This is a genomic window from Mesorhizobium waimense (genome assembly GCF_003601975.1).
GTDB lineage: Bacteria > Pseudomonadota > Alphaproteobacteria > Rhizobiales > Rhizobiaceae > Mesorhizobium > Mesorhizobium waimense.
The window spans coordinates 154,189-173,247 of the sequence record NZ_QZWZ01000002.1 but is presented as its reverse complement, the minus strand read 5'-3'; the positions used below and the strand labels follow the sequence as shown (position 1 = coordinate 173,247).

17 protein-coding genes are annotated in these 19,059 nt (G+C 63.2%); 9 read left to right on the top strand and 8 right to left on the bottom strand.

Annotated elements, in window-relative coordinates; genetic code table 11:
- Nucleotides 1–70: 70 nt before the first annotated feature.
- From D3227_RS03390 to D3227_RS03380, 3 genes are all read right to left on the bottom strand, one after another.
- On the bottom strand, nucleotides 71–838 hold the full coding sequence (locus D3227_RS03390; RefSeq protein ID WP_120012523.1) for an N-acetylmuramoyl-L-alanine amidase: 768 nt from the start codon (nucleotides 836–838) through the stop codon (nucleotides 71–73).
- Nucleotides 835–1,554, bottom strand: a complete 720-nt coding sequence (locus D3227_RS03385; protein ID WP_120012521.1) for a J domain-containing protein — start codon at nucleotides 1,552–1,554, stop codon at nucleotides 835–837. The genes D3227_RS03390 and D3227_RS03385 overlap by 4 nt, the downstream gene beginning before the upstream one ends.
- Before the next feature lie 190 nt (nucleotides 1,555–1,744).
- Nucleotides 1,745–1,951, bottom strand: a complete 207-nt coding sequence (locus D3227_RS03380; protein WP_120012519.1) for a hypothetical protein — start codon at nucleotides 1,949–1,951, stop codon at nucleotides 1,745–1,747.
- A 179-nt stretch (nucleotides 1,952–2,130) separates the two neighbouring features.
- Here D3227_RS03380 and D3227_RS03375 point away from each other — a divergent pair, with 179 nt between their 5' ends.
- From D3227_RS03375 to D3227_RS03365, 3 genes are read left to right on the top strand one after another with little or no spacing between them, the layout of a single operon-like run.
- Complete coding sequence (locus D3227_RS03375; RefSeq protein ID WP_120012517.1) at nucleotides 2,131–5,742, top strand: hydantoinase B/oxoprolinase family protein; 3,612 nt, start codon at nucleotides 2,131–2,133, stop codon at nucleotides 5,740–5,742.
- 31 nt (nucleotides 5,743–5,773) lie between these two features.
- A complete protein-coding gene (locus D3227_RS03370; RefSeq protein WP_120012515.1) occupies nucleotides 5,774–7,072 on the top strand; it encodes a BtaA family protein in 1,299 nt (432 codons plus the stop codon).
- The gene (locus D3227_RS03365; protein ID WP_120012514.1) at nucleotides 7,069–7,737 is read left to right on the top strand and encodes a class I SAM-dependent methyltransferase; all 669 of its coding nucleotides are present in this window, start codon (nucleotides 7,069–7,071) and stop codon (nucleotides 7,735–7,737) included. The genes D3227_RS03370 and D3227_RS03365 overlap by 4 nt, the downstream gene beginning before the upstream one ends.
- On the opposite strand, the gene D3227_RS03360 is transcribed toward D3227_RS03365, so the two are convergent.
- The gene (locus tag D3227_RS03360) at nucleotides 7,734–9,113 is read right to left on the bottom strand and encodes a serine hydrolase domain-containing protein (protein ID WP_120012512.1); all 1,380 of its coding nucleotides are present in this window, start codon (nucleotides 9,111–9,113) and stop codon (nucleotides 7,734–7,736) included. The genes D3227_RS03365 and D3227_RS03360 overlap by 4 nt on opposite strands.
- 315 nt (nucleotides 9,114–9,428) lie before the next feature.
- Here D3227_RS03360 and D3227_RS03355 point away from each other — a divergent pair, with 315 nt between their 5' ends.
- Entirely contained in the window at nucleotides 9,429–10,229 is an 801-nt protein-coding gene (locus D3227_RS03355) for a glycoside hydrolase family 25 protein (protein ID WP_120012510.1), read from the top strand.
- 130 nt (nucleotides 10,230–10,359) lie between these two features.
- A complete protein-coding gene (locus D3227_RS03350; RefSeq protein WP_120012508.1) occupies nucleotides 10,360–11,538 on the top strand; it encodes a lytic murein transglycosylase in 1,179 nt (392 codons plus the stop codon).
- A 40-nt stretch (nucleotides 11,539–11,578) separates the two neighbouring features.
- Here the strand turns inward: D3227_RS03350 and D3227_RS03345 are convergent, their stop codons facing one another.
- Nucleotides 11,579–12,799, bottom strand: a complete 1,221-nt coding sequence (locus tag D3227_RS03345) for a type III PLP-dependent enzyme domain-containing protein (RefSeq protein ID WP_120012506.1) — start codon at nucleotides 12,797–12,799, stop codon at nucleotides 11,579–11,581.
- A gap of 216 nt (nucleotides 12,800–13,015) precedes the next feature.
- Between D3227_RS03345 and D3227_RS03340 the strand changes: the two genes are divergently transcribed.
- A complete protein-coding gene (locus tag D3227_RS03340; protein WP_120013032.1) occupies nucleotides 13,016–13,933 on the top strand; it encodes a DMT family transporter in 918 nt (305 codons plus the stop codon).
- 497 nt (nucleotides 13,934–14,430) lie between these two features.
- Here the strand turns inward: D3227_RS03340 and metF are convergent, their stop codons facing one another.
- Together metF and D3227_RS03330 are read right to left on the bottom strand one after the other, a co-directional pair.
- Nucleotides 14,431–15,348 (bottom strand): methylenetetrahydrofolate reductase [NAD(P)H], encoded by a 918-nt coding sequence (gene metF / locus D3227_RS03335; RefSeq protein WP_120012504.1) that lies wholly within the window; start codon nucleotides 15,346–15,348, stop codon nucleotides 14,431–14,433.
- The gene (locus D3227_RS03330; protein WP_120012502.1) at nucleotides 15,348–16,370 is read right to left on the bottom strand and encodes an ArsR/SmtB family transcription factor; all 1,023 of its coding nucleotides are present in this window, start codon (nucleotides 16,368–16,370) and stop codon (nucleotides 15,348–15,350) included. The genes metF and D3227_RS03330 overlap by 1 nt, the downstream gene beginning before the upstream one ends.
- 146 nt (nucleotides 16,371–16,516) lie before the next feature.
- Here D3227_RS03330 and tsaA point away from each other — a divergent pair, with 146 nt between their 5' ends.
- Nucleotides 16,517–17,023 (top strand): tRNA (N6-threonylcarbamoyladenosine(37)-N6)-methyltransferase TrmO, encoded by a 507-nt coding sequence (gene tsaA / locus D3227_RS03325; RefSeq protein ID WP_167480600.1) that lies wholly within the window; start codon nucleotides 16,517–16,519, stop codon nucleotides 17,021–17,023.
- Entirely contained in the window at nucleotides 17,020–17,334 is a 315-nt protein-coding gene (locus tag D3227_RS03320) for a DUF2293 domain-containing protein (protein ID WP_120012498.1), read from the top strand. Before tsaA ends, D3227_RS03320 begins: the two co-directional genes overlap by 4 nt.
- 12 nt (nucleotides 17,335–17,346) lie before the next feature.
- On the opposite strand, the gene D3227_RS03315 is transcribed toward D3227_RS03320, so the two are convergent.
- Nucleotides 17,347–17,859 carry a hypothetical protein gene (locus D3227_RS03315; protein ID WP_120012496.1) on the bottom strand — a complete coding sequence of 171 codons (513 nt, stop codon included), beginning with the start codon at nucleotides 17,857–17,859 and terminating at the stop codon, nucleotides 17,347–17,349.
- 151 nt (nucleotides 17,860–18,010) lie between these two features.
- On the opposite strand from D3227_RS03315, the gene D3227_RS03310 reads away from it, so the two are divergent.
- A complete protein-coding gene (locus D3227_RS03310) occupies nucleotides 18,011–18,991 on the top strand; it encodes a D-amino acid aminotransferase (RefSeq protein WP_120012494.1) in 981 nt (326 codons plus the stop codon).
- The last annotated feature ends 68 nt before the right edge of the window (nucleotides 18,992–19,059 follow it).

The following is a 19,059-nucleotide window of genomic DNA, read 5'->3' as shown; positions in this document are numbered from 1 at the left end:
GAATTGGCGGCAAAGAAGGCGGTGCAAGTCACTTTGCGTGACAGATTGTAATTTATCGACTCAAAAAGGATTACTTTGACAGGATTGCCTTAGCGGAAGCCAGAAGCCTTTGCAGCGTGCGGATTGTCGAGCCGTCGGCCACGCCGTCGACCAGGCGCGGGCGGAAATGCCGCTGAAAGGCTTCGACCACGATCCCAGTCTGCCGGTCGAACACACCCGATACCTCCACCCCATAGCCGTAGACCGCCAGCATCGACTGCAGCGCCTCGACTTCCGGGCCCATATCGCCTGCCTTGAGCACAGCACCCCGCCGGACCGGCGCCGCCGGGACGAGGTGGCCGACACCGGCCGCGAACAGGGCTTTCCAGGGGAATTTTTCGCCCGGATCGATCTTGCGTCCGGGTGCCACGTCGGAATGGGCCAGCACCCTTTGCGCCGGAATAAAATGGCGTTGGACGATCCCCGCGCACAGGCCGATCACGGCATCGATCTGCCGCCTTGGAAAAGCGGGATAGCCGAGCGAATGGCCAGAATTGACGATCTCGATGCCGACCGAACAGGAGTTGATGTCGGTGCGTCCGAACCACGAACCCTTGCCGGCATGCCAGGCGCGGTCGCTTTCCCTCACCATCTGGACGATACGGCCGTCCTCATGGACGAGATAGTGGGCGGAAACCTCGCTCGCCGGATCGCACAGCCATGCCTCGGCACCGGGACCCGTCGCCATGCCGGTATAGTGCAGCACGATCATGTTGGGCTTGAGCGTGTCGCGCCGCGGGCCGAAATTCGGCGATACCCTGACCTCGGCGCTCGGCTCGTCGGGCAGGAAACTGCTCATATGTGCCGCAGGCCTCGCTCGATCATCTCATAGGCGGCATTGATCGCCGCGACCCTGGTCGTGGCGATCTTGATGAATTCCTGCGGCAGACCGCGTGCGATCAGCCGGTCGGGATGATTGTCGGAAACCAGCTTGCGGTAGCGTTTCCTGATCTCCTCGAATGGTTTTCCGCGCTCGATGCCGAGCACGACATAGGGATCGGCTGCACCCAGATCGACGTGCCGCGCCAGGATACTCTGGTAATGTGCCTCTTCGATCCGGAATATCTCGGCGATGCGATGCAGGAACAGGCCTTCGCGTTCGTGGATCATCCCGTCCGCCTTGGCTATGTGGAACAGGCCGTCGAGTATGTCCTCAAGCATCATGCAGTTCGCATGGCCCGAGCCGCATAACTGCGCCATGCGCGCGGCATAGATCTCGAACCCGGCGACGTCCCGCTTGGCCAGATCGTAAAGGCGCGCCACGTTGCGCGTCTCCTTCGGCGGAACCTCGAATATTTCCTGGAAGGCGCGCACCTCGTTCTGGGTGACAATGCCGTCGGCTTTGGCCATCTTGGCCGCCAGCGCGATCATCGCCACCGAAAAGGCGACGCGGCGCCGCAGATCCGGGTCACCGGAGAAAACGGTCCGCACGGCCTCCACGACATCGGCAACGCCTGACGACGCCGAAGACGAAACGCGTATGATGAAGTCGCCGAGGCGGTCCCAAATCGACATAGGGCTTCTTAGTGCGAACCGCCCACCGCTATCAAGCGAAGACAGTGCCGCAGGCTCGATCGATTTGGGATGCCTGACGAAGCGCCCAACCCTTGACAATGCGACCGGGCGCCACCGCGCTCGGTCACATTTGCTGGTATTCTGGCAGGAGAAGGCCGGCTTGATGCCGGCCTTTTCCGCTCATCTCATTCTACTGCGCGGGCGCAGCAGGTGCTGCCGGAGCCGGTTCGGCAGGCTTCGTAGCGTCAGGAGCTGCCGGGGCGGCAGGCTTCATCGGCTCTTCGGCTGCCGGCGGATTTGTGCTCTGTGTTGTGGTGTTGTCTGTGCCGCTGTCGCTGCACGCTGCCACCCCAAGCAGGGCAAGCGCCGAAAGCGACGCAAGAATGATCTTTTTCATCACATCTCTCCTTCAAGAAACGCTCACGTTCCTGTGAGCGGTCGAAGAGAAAATGCATCAGCTGGCCATGAGTTTCGTAACGTTGCGTTTCCGCATGTAACATCTTCGGATAGCTTGGTGATTGCCGTCCGACGAATGGCGAACTAACAGATAAAACAGAGAAAATGCCGGGAGTTGCAATGACCGAGAAATGGGACTTCTGGATCGATCGCGGCGGCACTTTCACCGATGTCATCGGCCGTGACCCTCAAGGCGGGCTGCATCCCAGAAAACTACTGTCGGAAAACCCCGAGGCCTATGCCGACGCCGCCATCCAGGGCATTCGCGACCTACTCGGGCTGAAATCCGGTGCGCCTGTACCGTCGGGGATGGTCGGCGACATCAAGATGGGCACCACCGTCGCCACCAATGCGCTTCTGGAGCGCAAGGGCGACCGTGTTCTGCTGCTCATCACCAAGGGCTTTCGCGACGCGCTGAGGATCGCCTACCAGGCGCGGCCGGACATCTTCGCCAAGGAGATCATCCTGCCCGAACAGCTCTACGAGCGGGTCATCGAGATCGACGAGCGCGTGCGTGCCGATGGCCGCGTCGAACGCCTGCTCGATATTGCTGCTTGCCGCCCGGCCGTCGAGCAGGCGAAGGCCGATGGCATCGACGCGGTGGCCATCGTCTTCATGCATGCCTGGAAGTACCCCGACCACGAGAAGGCGGTGGCAAAAGTCTGCCGCAAGCTCGGCTTCGGCCAGGTCTCGGTCAGCCATGAGGTGTCGCCGCTGATCAAGCTGGTCGGCCGCGGCGACACCACCGTCGTCGACGCCTATCTGTCGCCGATCCTGTCGAGGTATGTGCAAAGGGTGGCCGGGGAGCTTGGCGACGGCCCTCGCCTTATGTTCATGATGTCCTCTGGCGGCCTTACCGCCGCCGATATGTTCCAAGGCAAGGACGCGCTTCTCTCCGGTCCGGCCGGCGGTGTGGTCGGCATGGTCGAAACGGCGAAGCTCGCCGGCTTTGAAAAAGTCATCGGCTTCGACATGGGTGGCACCTCGACTGACGTCGCCCATTATGACGGCGAATACGAGCGTGCTTTCGACACCGAGGTAGCCGGCGTGCGCATCCGCGCCCCGATGATGCGCATCCACACCGTCGCCGCCGGCGGCGGCTCGATCCTGCACTATGAGACCGGCCGTTTCCGCGCCGGACCGGATTCGGCCGGCGCCAATCCCGGTCCTGCCGCCTACCGGCGTGGCGGCCCGCTCGCCGTCACCGACGCCAATGTCATGCTGGGCAAGCTGCAGCCCGACTTCTTCCCCGCCATTTTTGGCCCGGGCCAGAACGAGCCGCTCGATGTCAAGACCGTGCGTGAAAAATTCATGGCGCTCGCCACCGAAATCGGAGATGGCCGCCCGCCGGAAGCCGTCGCCGAAGGCTTCGTCACCATCGCCGTCGAGAACATGGCCAACGCCATCAAGAAGATCTCGGTGCAGCGCGGCTACGATGTCACCGAATATCTGCTGAACTGCTTCGGCGGTGCCGGCGGCCAGCACGCCTGCCTCGTCGCCGACGCGCTCGGTATGGAGGCAGTGCTCATGCATCCCTTCTCCGGACTGCTCTCGGCCTACGGCATCGGCCTGTCGTCGGTCTTCGCCTCGCGCCAGCAGGCGCTGCTGCAGCCCCTGGCGGAAGGATCCCTGCCGGCGATCGACGACCTCATCGCGACATTGCGAAAAGCCGTCATCGAAGAGCTCGCCGCGCAAGGCATTGGTGAAGACGCCGTCGCCTCGAAGCCGGTACTGCAGATCCGGTATGACGGCACCGACACGGCATTGCCGGTAAACTTCGAACATGGCTCGATTTCGCGAGCCAGAAGCGATTTCGAGGCGGCCCACAAGGGTCAGTTCGGCTTCGTCTATGACGACAAGCCGATGATCGTCGAATCTGTTGGCGTCGAGGGCACCGATACTGGCGGTGGCCGCCGCGATGAAGGTGAATCACCAACCGAAGATCTTGTCGTAGGTTCTTCCGAGACCCGCAAAATCTTTGCCGAAGGCGAATGGCGCGACACCGGCGTCTTCCGGCGTGAGGCGCTCAAACCGGGCAACAGGGTTTTCGGCCCGGCCTTGGTCATCGAGCCTAACCAGACCATTGTCATCGAGCCCGGCTGGCAGGCCGAAATCACCGCCAGGAACCATGTGCTGCTGCGCCGCATCGAGAAGAAGCGCCGCCAGGCGGCGCTCGGCACCGCCGCCGATCCGGTGATGCTGGAGGTCTTCAACAACCTGTTCATGTCGATCGCCGAGCAGATGGGCGTGACGCTGCAGAACACTGCCTATTCCGTCAACATCAAGGAACGGCTGGATTTCTCCTGCGCCGTCTTCGACCGCCATGGTGCGCTGGTCGCCAACGCCCCGCATATGCCGGTGCATCTGGGCTCGATGGACCGCTCGGTCGAAACCATCATCAGGCTGAACTCGGGCGACATCCACCCCGGCGACGTCTTCGCCCTCAACGCGCCCTACAATGGCGGCACGCATCTGCCTGACATCACGGTGGTTACACCGGTGTTTGATGACGCAAAGGAGAAGATCCTTTTCTGGGCGGCCTCGCGCGGCCACCACGCCGACGTCGGCGGCACCGCGCCAGGGTCGATGACGCCGCTCGCCACCACGGTCGACGAGGAAGGCGTGCTGTTCGACAATTTCCGCATCGTCGATCGTGGAAAATTCCGCGAGCCCGAGCTGGAAACGCTGCTCACCGACCACCCCTACCCGGCCCGCAATCCGCACCAGAACATCGCCGACCTCAAGGCGCAGATCGCCGCCAACGAGAAGGGCGTGGCCGAACTGCGCAAGATGGTTGCGCATTTCGGCCTCGATGTCGTCGAGGCCTATATGGGCCATGTCCAGGACAATGCCGCCGAGAGTGTGCGCCGCGTGCTGGAGCGCCTGCCCGACAGTTCCGAATACGAATATCCGACCGACACCGGCCAGATGATCAAGGTGAAGATCACGGTCGACCGGCAAAAGCGCGAGGCGACCGTCGATTTCACCGGCACCTCGCCGGTAATGAAGAACAATTTCAACGCGCCTGAACCGGTCGCCCGTGCCGCCGTTCTCTATGCCTTCCGCGTCATGGTCGAGGACATGATCCCGATGAATGCCGGGTGTCTGCGTCCCATCAACATAATTATCCCGGACGGCTGCATGCTCAAACCGTCCTATCCTGCCGCCGTCGTCGCCGGCAATGTCGAGACCTCGCAGCATGTCACCAACGCGCTGTTCGGCGCCATGGGGGCGATGGCCAATGCGCAAGGCACGATGAACAACCTCACCTTCGGCAACAAGCAGTATCAGTACTACGAGACGATCTGCTCCGGCTCGCCGGCCGGCCAGATGAATACCGGCCGCGGTTTTGCCGGCACTTCAGGCGTCCACACACATATGACCAATTCTCGTCTCACCGACCCGGAGGTGCTGGAACTGCGCTTTCCCGTCCTGCTTGAGGATTTCCATATCCGCGAGGGTTCCGGCGGCAAGGGCAAATGGGGTGCCGGCGACGGCACCAAGCGCACGATCCGCTTCCTCGAGAAGATGGAATGCGCAATCCTGTCCTCGCACCGCAACCGCCCGCCACAGGGCTTGGACGGTGGCGGCGACGGCGAGGCCGGCTCGACCAAGGTCCGCCGCAACAGCGGTTCGGTCGAGGTGCTGAAGGCCTGCGACCAGACCGTGCTCGACGCCGGCGAGGCCGTCATCCTGACAACGCCGACCCCGGGCGGGTTCGGCAAGGCCTGATTTGGCGTCAACAGCCTGTCACGGGGCTGTCATGACGCTGCGCTACCCGCTTGCGCCAACGCAAACGGGGAATCACCTTGCCATGACGGACGTTTCCGGAGATCTGGTTTTTCGCCGCGGCAAGGAAGTTGGAAAAGCCGTCTACCAGAACCGGCCGCTGTCGAAGGCCGGTCTTTCCGAGCGGCTTTTCGCCTTCCTCTTCTCCGGCCTCGTCTACCCGCAAATCTGGGAAGATCCCGATGTCGACATGGAGGCCATGCAGCTTGGCCACGGCCATCGTGTCGTCACCATCGCGTCGGGCGGATGCAACATCCTGGCCTACCTCACGCGCTCGCCGGAGCGGATCGATGCCGTCGACCTCAACGCCGCCCACATTGCGTTGAACCGCATGAAGCTCGAGGCGGTGCGGCATTTGCCGTCGCAAGGCGACCTGTTCCGCTTCTTCGGCGCTGCCGACACCAGTCACAATTCGGAAGCCTACGACCGTTTCATCGCGCCGCATCTCGATCCGGTCAGCCGACATTACTGGGAGCACCGCAACTGGCGCGGACGCCGTCGCATTGCCGTCTTCGACCGCAATTTCTACCAGACCGGCCTGCTCGGCCTGTTCATTGCCATGGGCCACCGCGTCGGCAAATTCTTCGGCGTCGACCCGGCCGGCATTATGCAGGCCAGGAACATCGGAGAGCAGCGCCGCTTCTTCAACGAGGAACTGGCGCCGGTCTTCGAAAAGCCCCTGCTGAAATGGGCGACGTCGCGAAAAGCCTCGCTGTTCGGCCTGGGCATTCCGCCGGCGCAATACGATTCGCTGATCACCTCCGGTGACGGCACCATGGCGAGCGTCCTGAAAGCCCGGCTCGAGAAGCTCGCCTGCGATTTTCCGCTGAACACCAACTATTTCGCCTGGCAGGCCTTTGCCCGCCGCTATCCCGAGCCCGGCGTGGCCGCCCTGCCCGCCTATCTCGAAAAGCGCAACTACAAGACCATCCGCGACAATGTCGACCGGGTCGCCATCCATCATGCCAATCTGATCGAGTTCCTTGCCGGCAAGGATGCCGGCACGGTCGACCGCTTTGTGCTGCTTGACGCGCAGGACTGGATGACCGACGACCAGCTCAATGCGCTGTGGGCCGAGATCACCCGCACGGCATCGGCCGGCGCCCGCGTCATATTCCGCACCGCCGCCGAGCCCAGCCTGCTGCCCGGCCGCGTCTCCAATTCGCTGCTCGATCAGTGGAACTATGAGGACGAGCCTTCGCACGAGTTCTCGGCCCGTGACCGATCGGCCATCTATGGCGGCTTCCACCTCTATGTGAAGCGGCCCGCATGAGCGCGAGCGAGCTGCCGGCCAGGCATGCCGAACTGATGGACGGCGTCTATCGCTGGCAGCGCCATATCTACGACCTGACCCGCAAATATTACCTGCTCGGCCGCGACCAGATGATCGCCGGCCTGGACGTGCCGGCGAAAGGTACGGTGCTCGAACTCGGCTGCGGCACCGGCCGCAACATTGTGCTTGCCGCCCGCCGCTATCGCGACGCCCGCTTCTTCGGCCTCGATATTTCGGCCGAGATGCTGGAAACGGCCACAGCCGCCATTGCGCGCGAAGGCCTGTCCGACCGCGTCGCACTGGCGCGTGGCGACGCTACCGATTTCGACGCCAGGGCGCTGTTCGGCATCGAGAGTTTCGACCGCATCTTCGTGTCCTATTCGCTGTCGATGATCCCCGGTTGGGAGAAGACAGTTTCGGCCGCACTCGCCGCCCTTGCGCCTGGCGGTTCGCTGCATGTCGTCGATTTCGGTCAGCAGGAAGGCCTGCCAGGCTGGTTCCGGACCTTGCTGCGCGGCTGGCTGAGAAAATTCCATGTCGCGCCGCGTGAATCCCTGCGCGACGTCCTGGAATCGGAATCTCGGCGAAGCGGCGCAACCTTCCGTTTTCGCACGCTTTATCGCGGTTATGCATGGCTCGCCGTGATCCGGCAGTCAAAAGGCTAATGCAGCGCCTTCACCAGCGCCCCCAGCATCGTCTGCGGTCGATAGCCTAGCGTGGCCGGCGTCAGCCCGAGCCGAACCACCACCAACTGCTCTGACGGAACGATGGCAACGGTCTGCCCGTCATGTCCCTCCATCCAGTAGGTATCCTTGGGCAGGCCCGCCGCGACGCCGGCGCCGGGGTTTTCCTCGTCGCCCGGTGCCTCGATCCACACCTGGCCCTTGCCATAGACTTTCGAAGCCGGCGCCGGCTCGCGCATCCAGTCGACGAAGCCGGCCGGCAGGATGTCCTTGCCGTTCCAGACCCCACCTTGCAGCAGGAACTGACCGAAACGCGCCCAGTCATGCGCCGTCGCGTAGAGATAGGACGAGCCGACGAACGTGCCCTGCTCGTCGGTTTCGAGCACTGCGCTGTGCATGCCGAGCGGCTCGAACAGCGCCGTCCGCGGCCAGGTCAGCGCCTTGTCCTTGTCGCCGATGGCGTCCTGCCAAAGCCGCGACAGCATCACCGCCGTGCCGCTCGAATAGGAGAAAACCTTGCCCACCTCGCCGGTCAGCGGCTTGGATTCGGCAAAGCCCGCCATATCAGGCTCGAGATAGAGCATGCGCGTGACGTCGGCGACGTCGCCATAGTCTTCGTTGAACTCCAGCCCGCTCGACATCGCCATCAAGTCGGCAAGGCTGATAGTGGCGCGGCCGTCGGCTTTCCATGGCCCGAAAAGGCCCTGGCTGGTCACCGCCATCTTGCCGTCCTTGACCAGCGTGCCGACGATCGCAGCGTTGACCGTCTTGGTCATCGACCAGCCGAGCAGCGGTGTCTTATGCGAAAAGCCTTCGCCATAACGCTCGGCGACGATGCGGCCGTTCTTCACCACCACCACCGCCCGCATGCCGGTGCCGGCCATGGCCGCGTCGTCGAGGATCTTGGCGATCTCCGGTGCCTGCGAGGCGTCGACCCGTTCGCCTTCCGGCCACAGCGCATCCTGCCTGGTGTCGGCGGGTTCGGCGTAGGTCACCGTCTTCCTCGCCTTGCCGGTGTTGCCATCCGGAACCGAAGCGCAGCCCAGCCCGTCACGCGCGACGGCGACACTTCTGCCGAGCATACCGAGCAAGCCTGCCGAAACCATCCCGCGTTCCTTGTCGACCTGCACCTTCATCAGCCTGAGCAGCGGATGGCCCGGCGCCTGCACGTCGACAGCGAGCACTTCATTGGCGTCGCGCCCGGCAATGAAGACGTTCGAGCAGACGATCTTGGCCGAATAGCCCGAACCGACTCGGATCAATTCCGGCGGCGCGATATAGAGCCAGGCAAACAGGGCAGCTATCGCCAGCACGATCAGGCCGAGCAGCCATTTGACGATCTTCACGACGATCCGCATCTTTTCCCCCCGGTGTTTTTCGCGCTCGATTTATGTCATCGATTTGCATTGCTTCGGCAAAATCTCTGTTCTTGTCGAGCGCCGTCAACCTGATATCAACCATGTTCGGCGATCACCTGATGCATGTCGCCCAAAAGTGCTCGGCGGTTTTGGGATAACGACATGCATGAAACGAGAGTCTAAAATGCGTCGCACCGACGCGTTTTAGGAAGGCGGGCGATCCTGTGGGGTGATCGTCCGGCGGGGCCAGATCGAAGGGGCACCAGCAGAAACGACCCATCAGTGGCCGGCTGAACCCGGCTCAGGAGTAGAGAGATGCGCCGTCTCCCGGCTCTCATCATGCTGACGCTGTTGGGCGCCTGCTCGACCGTGGACGATCTCTCGCCGCTGTCGCCATCCTCGTCCAACAACCCGACAATCGCGGTGCGTGCACCGCGTTTCGAGGATTCCAAGCCGCATGAATGGGACAGCGGCGCGCCGTGGAACTATGCCGTCCACGGCACCGATGTCTCCAAATACCAGACATCGGTCGACTGGCCGGCCGCCAAGGCCAGCGGCATCTCCTTCGCCTTCATCAAGGCGACCGAGGGCGGCGACCGCTTCGACGAGTATTTCAACGAGCACTGGGCACGCACCAGGGCCGTGGGCATACCCCGCGCGGCCTACCATTTCTTCTATTTCTGCACGCCCGCCGCCACCCAGGCGCGCTGGTTCATCGCCAACGTGCCCGTCGACCGTTCGGCCATGCCGCCGGTGCTGGACATGGAATGGAACCCGAAATCGCCGACCTGCAGACTGCGCCCGAACGCCGCGACGGTGCGCTCGGAGATGAGCACTTTCCTTGAAATCGTCGAGCGGCACTACGGCAAGAAGCCGATCATCTACACCTCGGTCGACTTCTTCGACGACAACGGTCTGTCGACCTTCCGCGGCTATCCCTATTGGCTGCGCTCGGTCGCCGGCCATCCGCGTCAGAAGTACGGCAGCCATCCGTTCACCTTCTGGCAGTACACCGGCACCGGTATCGTTCCCGGCATGACCGGCAAATCCGATATCAACGTCTTCAACGGCTCCGAAGCCGCCTGGAACAAGTGGCTGCGGCAGAACACCCGTTGACACCGGGGCCCGCGCCTGCTTTTCGACACAGCCGGCGGCGAACATTTGCAATCGCCGACAATCCAGAGCGCCGCGCGTTCGAAATCGACGCGCAAAGGATGCTCTAGCACTTGGTTTCGGAAGGAAGCTGATGCGATTGCGTTCCAAGGCCCTCGCGGCGCTCATCCTGTTCGCCACGGCGTTGCCGGCGGCAGCCCAGGAATGCGGCGGCGATTTCGAGGCATGGAAGCAGGGCGTGGCGACCGAAGCCAAGGCGGCTGGCGTCGGCACTCACGGCCTCGATGCGCTGGAAGCTGCCAGCATCGACGACAAGGTGCTGGCGCGCGATCGCGCCCAGGGTGTGTTTTCCCAGACCTTCATCCAGTTCTCGAACCGCATGATCTCGGCCTATCGGCTGAAGCAAGGCGCCGCCAACCTCAAGAAATACGCCGACGTGTTTGCCCGCGCCGACCAGCAGTTCGGCGTCCAGGCGCCTGTCATCGCCGCCTTCTGGGCGCTGGAGACCGATTTCGGTGCCGTGCAGGGCGACTTCCACACGTTGAGCGCGCTGGTCACGCTCGCGCACGACTGCCGCAGGCCGCAATTGTTCCGGCCCCAACTGGTGCCGCTGCTGACGCTGATCGACCGCGGGGTCGTGCCGGCCGACGTCACCGGCGCCTGGGCCGGCGAGATCGGCCAGACGCAGATCCTGCCCTCCGACTATCTCACGCGTGGCGTCGACGGCGACGGTGACGGCGTGGTCGATTTGCGCGGCAGCGTGCCGGACGTGATCATGACCACGGCCAACAAGATCCTGTCGCGCGGCTGGAAACGCGACCAGCCCTGGATTGAGGAAGTGCGCGTGCCTAACGACATGCCGTGGGACCAGACCGGCCGCACCAACAAGCTGCCGCTATCGCAATGGGCCGCCTGGGGCGTCACCAACCCGAACGGCACGCCACTCATCGACAACGGCCTGAAGGCTGGTCTGGCGCTGCCGATGGGCCGCAAGGGGCCGGCCTTCCTCGCCTACGACAATTTCGACGTCTATCTCGAATGGAACCAGTCCTTCACCTATGCGCTGACCGCGGCAAGCCTCGCAGCGCGGCTCGCCGGCGCGCCGCAATTCGACCCGCGCACCCCTGAATCCGGGCTCAGCGGCGACCAGATGAAGGCGCTGCAGACCAAGCTCGAAGCCAGAGGCTACGACGTCGGCACGGTCGACGGCATCCTCGGCACGAACACCCGCGAAGCCATCCGCAAGGAACAGATGCGGCTTGGGTTGCCGGTGGACGGCTGGCCGACGCCGGATCTGCTGGCGCGGCTTTAGCTCCCTCTTCCTTCTCCCCCCCTGGGTGAGAAGGAAGAACTCAATCCGCCATCGTCTCCAAACTCGCAAATCCCTCCGGCGCATCGCCTTCGTCGAACGGCGTCGTCACCTCGACGAAGGTGTCGGGGTAGAAGCCGTTGAAGCGGGTCCTCAGCGACAGCGAATAGGCGCCGATATGGCCGATTTCGATCCAGTCGCCGGTGTCGACGGTTTCCGGCAGCCAGAACGGCCGCGACAGGATGTCGACGGAATCGCAGGTTGCACCGCACACTTTGAACGGCACGATTTTCTTTTCCTCGCCATTGCGCGAGCGGATCGCCGGGTCGGGAATGAAGCGCGCCGGCAGCGTGATCTTGCCGGTCCATGAATCCGACAGCGACGCCCAGATGCCGTCATTAATGTAGAGCCGCTTGCCCTTGCGCAGCAGCACGCGCACGATCAGCGACAGGCACCGCGCCACGATCACCCGGCCGGGCTCCGCCACCAGCGGGATCTGGTCGAACTGATATTCCTTCAGGTCGCCCGAAAGCCGCGACATGATCTGGCCGAGCGACGGCATCTCGATCTGCTTGCGGTTGGGGTCGTGGCCGTACTCGGCCGGAAAACCACCGCCGACATCGAGCCCGGCAATGTCGAAGGAGACGCGGTTGCGCACCCAGTCGGCCGAGGCCAGCGCCCGCTCATAGGTATCGGGATCCTCGATCTGGCTGCCGACATGGAAGCAGAGGCCGACCTTGTAGCCGGTGCGGTTCAGCCGTTCGGCGAGTTCCACCGCGTAGGCCGGCCCGGCGCCGAACTTCTTCGACAGTTCGTAGGCCGCCGACCCCTTCGTCTGCATGCGCACGAACACGGTGATTGCGCCGGGGTCGATGTCGAGCGCCCGCACCACCCGTGTCAGCTTGGTGATCTCGTCCTCATGATCGAGCGAGATGACGCGGATGCCGTATTTCTCCAGCGCCAGCTTGATGTCCGACTGCGCCTTGATCGGATGCATGTAGAGCATCTCGGCGTCGGGTGAGACGGCGCGCACGGCGGCGAATTCGCCGGGCGAAGCGACATCGAAGGCGATGACGCCGGCCTCGACCAGCGCCTTCAATACGATCTGCTCGCCATTGGTCTTGACCGCATAGGCAGTCTTGCCGGGGAACATGCCCATGAACTGTCTGGCGTCGGCCTTCAAAACCTCCGGCCGGAAGCAATAGACCGGATCGTCCGGACGAAGCGCCAGCGCCGCCTCGCGGGCATTTTCGAATCGCTGCATGGACGAATCCCCTGAACCTTGGCTGCGCACAATTAATCCAAGCTAACGGCTAAAGAAAACAATTCTGTGTCTCGCGCCTCTGGCGGCACGGCGCTACGGCAATTCCAAGCAATGCTACGCCATCGATCGGGTTTCGGGTGGCCCTTGCCGCGGGAGCGGATATGGCTTGATCACATGCCCACAGGTTTGGCATTCGGCGTCTGGGAGGACATTCACATGGCGACAGCCGCAACCGTCACGGCGCGCGGACCGATGGTGCTCAAGGACTGGGGGCAGCTTCTGTTGCTCGGCGCCATCTGGGGCGGCTCGTTCTTCTTCGCCCGCATCGCCGTGTCGGAATTGGCCCCGCTGGTGCTGGTGCTGTTTCGCGTCGCCATCGCGGCGGCAGCACTCCAGCTTTATCTCGGCTGGCGCGGCCCCTCCTTCCGCCTCGCCTTCCCGCATGCCGGCCTGTTCTTCCTGCTGGCGCTTGCCAACAATGTCGTTCCCTTCTCGCTGATCTTCGCCGGCCAGACCGAGCTTGGCGCCGGCCTAGCCTCGGTGCTCAACTCAACGACGCCGTTCTGGACACTGATCCTCGCCAACGCGCTGACATCAGACGAAAAGCTATCCTGGAACAAGCTTGCCGGCATAGCGCTCGGCATCGCCGGCACGGCGGTGATGATCGGTCCGGGCCTGCTTGCCGGGCTGGGCGGTCCGGTCTGGGCGAAGTTCGCGCTGATCGGCGCCTCGTTGTCCTATGCCGTCGCGCTGATGATCGCCCGCCGCTTCAAGGGCGTGCCCTCGCCGATCGTCGCCACGGGACAATTGACGGCCTCGACCGTCATCATGATCCCGGTCGTGCTCATCGCCTATGGTCCCGCCGGCCTGTTCTCGGCTTCGCCGCCGGTCTGGGCGGCGGTGCTGGCGCTGGCACTGCTTTCCACCGCCTTCGCCTACATCCTCTATTTCAACCTCGTCGCCTCGGCCGGCGCCACCAACGCTTCGCTGGTCACCCTGATCGTGCCGGCAAGCGCCATGCTGCTCGGCTTCCTGTTCCTCGGCGAACGGCTTGAACTGTTCGAAATGGGCGGCATGGCGCTGATCGCGTTCGGCCTGGTGACGATAGATGGACGCCTGTTCGGGCGACGTTGATGCTGCCCTCATTGGATGCGGAAGGGGACGATCTAAACACTTTGATTGACCCTCGCACCCTGCGAAGCCCGCACAGCAAAGGTCGAATTTCATTTTCGGGCGGACGCGGTAGCGCTGCCATGCCTCGCTTCCGCCGCCGGCGCGCCACAATTTATTCACAACCCTTGAGCCGGCTTTTGCCGAAGAGTTTCAATGCCTAACGCCGAAAGCCAGGTCGCAAACCCACAATCATGTCGCATTGCAGCACGTTTTCCGCTTGCCTGTGGCACAAATGACCCTAGACTCCAGACATAGCTCTTTAAGAGGAGGCTATGACATGGGACTGACGAGGCCAATCAACGCATTGATGATTTGTGCAGCGTTCGCATTCATCGGCGCCCTTATCATAGGTGTTCTTCCGTAACCGCCAGAGCGGAAGAAAATAGCAGCTGATATCAGACCAATTTCGAAAGGCCGGGTTTTTACCCGGCCTTTTGCATTTTCATGCCGCGACAAATTCAGGCTGCAGCCGATCCCGCAGCTTCCGCCTCATGCGAGCGAATGCCGATCATGTGGCAGATGGCAAAGACCAGGTCGGCGCGGTTCATGGTGTAGAAGTGGAAATCGCTGACGCCGCGTTCGACCAGGTCGAGCACCTGCTCGGCCGCCACGGCGGACGCGACCAGCGCATGTGTCTGCGGGTCGTTCTGCAGCCCCTCGAAGCGCTCGGCCAGCCATGCCGGCACCAGCGCTCCGCAACGCGTCGAGAAATTGGCGACCTGGGTGAAATTGTGCACCGGCAGAATGCCCGGCACGATCGGGATGTAGATGCCGGCGCGCCGCGCCCGCTCGACATAGCGCTCGTAGAGATCGTTGTCGAAGAAGAACTGCGTGATCGCCCGTGTCGCGCCATTGTCAGCCTTGCGCTTCAGCATGTCGAAATCGGTGGCGAAGTCCGGGCTTTCCGGATGCTTTTCCGGATAGGCCGAGACCGAAATGTCGAAATCGCCGGCCCCCTTCAGCGCCCCGACCAGTTCGGCGCCATTGGCGTAACCATCGGGATGCGGCCTGTAGGCAGTGCCGACGCCTGCCGCCGGATCGCCGCGCAGGGCGACGAAGCGGGTGACGCCCATATCGGCGAATTCCCGGACAACGGCGTCGACCTGATCGCGGGCCGCATCGACGCAGGTCATATGCGCCGCCGGCGTCAGCGTCGTTTCGTTGAGGATGCGCTTGACCGTGCGGGCCGTGCGCTCACGGGTCGAGCCGCCGGCGCCGTAGGTCACCGAGACGAATCTCGGCTTGAGCGGCTCCAGCCGGGTAACCGTGTCCCACAGCCTCGCTTCCATCTCGTCGGTCTTCGGCGGGAAGAACTCGAACGAAACCCGGACCTTGTCGCCGATGTCGGGGCGGCGGGAAAAGCGGAACTGGTTCATCAGGCTATTTCCCCCATCGGGTATGCTTGGCTGGGTTGGCTGTCGTTGGACGGGTCGGCGATCAGCATGCGGCGGTCGCGGCCGAGCCACAGCTTGACCGTGAGCCTGGCCTCGTTGGCGCCGCGCGGTTCGAACTCCTGGCTGTCCTCGAGCGCGAGCCCTGCCTCGGCGAACCACTCGGCGATCTGCCGGTCGGAAAAGCCAAGCCTGACATGCGCATGCTGATCACGCAGGAATTCCAGCGTATGCGGCGCGAAATCGACGATCACCAGCCGGCCCGCCGGGCGCAGCAGCCTTGCCGCCTCGCGGATGGCGCGGGCGGGATCGTCGAGATAGTGCAGCACCTGATGGATGGTGACGAGATCGAAGGCATCGCGCTCGACCGGCGGCGCGAAGATGTCGCCCTGCCGCACCTGCGCATTCGAAACGCCGGCCTTGTCGAGATTGGCGCGCGCCACGGTCAGCATCTCGCGCGACATGTCGATGCCGACGCCGCGCCGATAGAGCGGCGAAAAGATTTCGAGCAGCCGCCCGGTGCCGGTGCCAAGGTCGAGCATCGACTGAAACGGCCGCTTGCCGACAAGCTTGAGCAAGGCTGATTCCACGGCGCGATCCGGCACATGCAGCGAGCGGATATGATCCCAGCTCGCGGCATTCTCGGAAAAGTACTCGGCGGCGCGGTCCTGGCGCTTGCGTTTGACCGACGCCAGCCGCTCGAGGTCGCGCTCGACCTGCGGATCGGCGCCGCGGATACCTGAGATCAGCCTGATCACGAAATCACGGGCCGAATCCGTATCCGAAAGCCGAAAGAAGGCCCAGGAGCCCTCCTGGTAACGGCCGATCAGCCCGGCCTCCAAAAGCAGCTTGAGGTGGCGCGACACGCGCGGCTGCGACTGACCGAGGATTTCGGTAAGATCAGAAACGGTAAGGTCGCCGCGCGACAAGAGTGCCAGAATGCGGAGCCGGCTCGATTCGGCCGCCGCCTTCAACGTATCCACCATTGTGTCGAGCGAGACATGCATGAGCGCTTCTCTTTTGAAAAAGATATAAACATATGTTTATGTCGAATTTGATAACCATGCAAGACCCATGTCGCTTCCGGACAAGAAAATGACGCATGCATGATCCACAGGCGGAAAGCGGTTTTCGGATGAACGAGGCGAAAACCATGTTCGAGGCGCGCAGCGGCGAAAGGCTGCTGGAAACCGATCCGGCCGATATGCCGGGGGATGGCCACGTCGTCTTCATCGGCCGCATCGCCTCGCCATGGACGAGCCGGGAGACCTGTCCGAAGAACATGAGGGCCGCCCGGGAGGCAGGCCGCGGTGCCACACTGCTGGTCGACCCACCCTATCGCGACGGCCTGGCGGGACTGGAACGCGCCAGCCACGTCATCATCCTTTCCTGGCTCCATCATGCGCCGCGGAATCTGATCGTGCAGAAACCCCGCCATGCCGCTGAACCGAAAGGCGTTTTCTCGCTGCGCTCGCCTGCCCGGCCGAACCCAGTCGGGTTGCATGTGGCGAAGCTCGTCGGGGTCGACATCGGCAATGGCTGCATTGAACTCGATGCCATCGACGTGCTCGACGGCACGCCGGTCATCGACCTGAAACCCTATTTCGCCTCGATCGACGCTTTTGCCGATGCGACCATTGCTGGGCGGGACGAGCCATGAAAGCGCCGACCAACCGCCGTCGCGCCATCGCCAAGGCGCTGACCACGCTTTTGCCGCTGGCGCCCTATGCCGACATCGAAAAAATCCGTGCCGACGCCGGCAGGGCGCATTTGCACAATCTGCCGCCGTCTATCTCCGTCTGGCTGGCGACCACCGCCCATATCCGCCATGTCCACACCGATTACGAAAAGCTTCTTGCCGAAGGCTATGACCGAGACTCCGCGCGTTTCTTCGTCATCGAACAGACCAACATCGTGCTGACCCGCTGGCGCGCCACGCGGCTGCTCGATTCCGACGACGAGGAAGAATGAGGCGGGCAGCCGCTACTGCCGGGTCAGCACGGCGACGGCGTTGTAGGGCTGGCCATCTGCCTGGCCGACCCAGACCCAGGACAGGTTTCCCTTGAAGAACCTGACGGTGATCGTGCCGCCATCGACGCACTTGTCCTGGCCAAAGGTAATGCTCTCCCGGAACTCCGCCGAGCTGTCGTCCCTCGAAAGCTGAGTGAGAGACCCGCCACAACTGAGCGACGGATAGTCGATCGACGCGCCGCTGTCGTTGATGGTCATGGCAATCGACCAGTCGGCGCCGGCAGCACCGGCCGGGCTTTGATGGCCATTGCCGACCCAGGTACCGGTCAAGGACGGCACATTCACCACGCAAGGGACGTTCTGGAAGATCGGCGTCAACTCGCTGCCCGTCTTCTCGCAGCGATATGTCTGGCCGCTTTGACATAGCTCCTCGCCTTCGCGCGCGCATTGAGCGAAGGCTTCGCCGCTGCCGACGAAAACGACCATCGCAAAGATGATTGCACCAAGCCCCGTATGCCTGTCCATGTCCCCCTCCGGCCGGACATTCCCGCCGCCAACCGTAAGGGAAAACCAGCATTCCACCTAGAACAAAGAGGAGCGCATAGGTGGCTCTATGTAACCCGCTGAGCGCCGCTAGCCTGACCATGGATCGAGCGATGGACAGGGAGAGTTTGCGATGAGCCGAGACACTGCAACGGAGCGAGCCATACCGCTGCCGCCTCTTTCCGAGCTCCATATCGATCCGCACTCTTATCCGGACGGCGTTGCCTTCCTGGACGGCCAGTACCTGCCGATGTCGCAGGCCAAGATCTCGGTGTTGGATTGGGGCTTTCTGCATTCCGACGCCACCTACGACACGGTGCATGTCTGGGACGGTCGCTTCTTTCGGCTCGACCTGCATCTCGACCGCTTCTTCGGCGGGTTGGAGAAGCTGCGCATGGCGATCCCGTTCGACCGCGACAGCGTCGCCGAGATCCTGCACGATTGCGTCGCGCTATCCGGCCATCGCGCCGCCTATGTCGAGATGCTGTGCACGCGTGGCGCGTCGCCGACCTTCAGCCGCGACCCGCGCCAGGCGATCAATCGCTTCATGGCCTTCGCCGTGCCCTTCGGCTCGGTCGCCAATGCCGAGCAGTTGCGGCGCGGCCTCAATGTCGCGATCAGCGACAAGGTGCGCATCCCGCCGGCCTCAGTTGATCCGGCGATCAAGAACTACCACTGGCTCGACCTCGTGCGCGGCCTCTACGACGCCTATGACCGCGGCGCCGAGACCGCGCTGATCCTCGATTTCAACGGCAATGTCGCTGAAGGTCCCGGCTTCAACGTCTTCTGCGTGAAGGACGGCAAATTGTCGACGCCGGCCGTCGGCGTCCTGCCCGGCATCACGCGCCGCACCGTCTTCGACCTCTGCGCCGAGGCAGGGCTGTCTGCAACAGCGGCCGACGTCAGTGTCGCCGCGCTGAAGGCAGCCGATGAAGTCTTTATCACTTCGACCGCCGGCGGCATCATGCCGGTGACCGTGATCGACGGCATCCCGGTCGCCGACCGCAAGGTCGGCGCTATCACCAGCCGGCTGATGGCGCTCTATTGGCAAAGGCACGCGGACCCGGCCTGGTCGAGCCCGGTGTCCTACAGCAATTCCAGGAAAAGTGCGTAGCGGTTTTCCGTCCGGAATTGCGTAAAAACAAATACTTAGAGCGGTCAGCGATTCTATTAAAGCTGAAC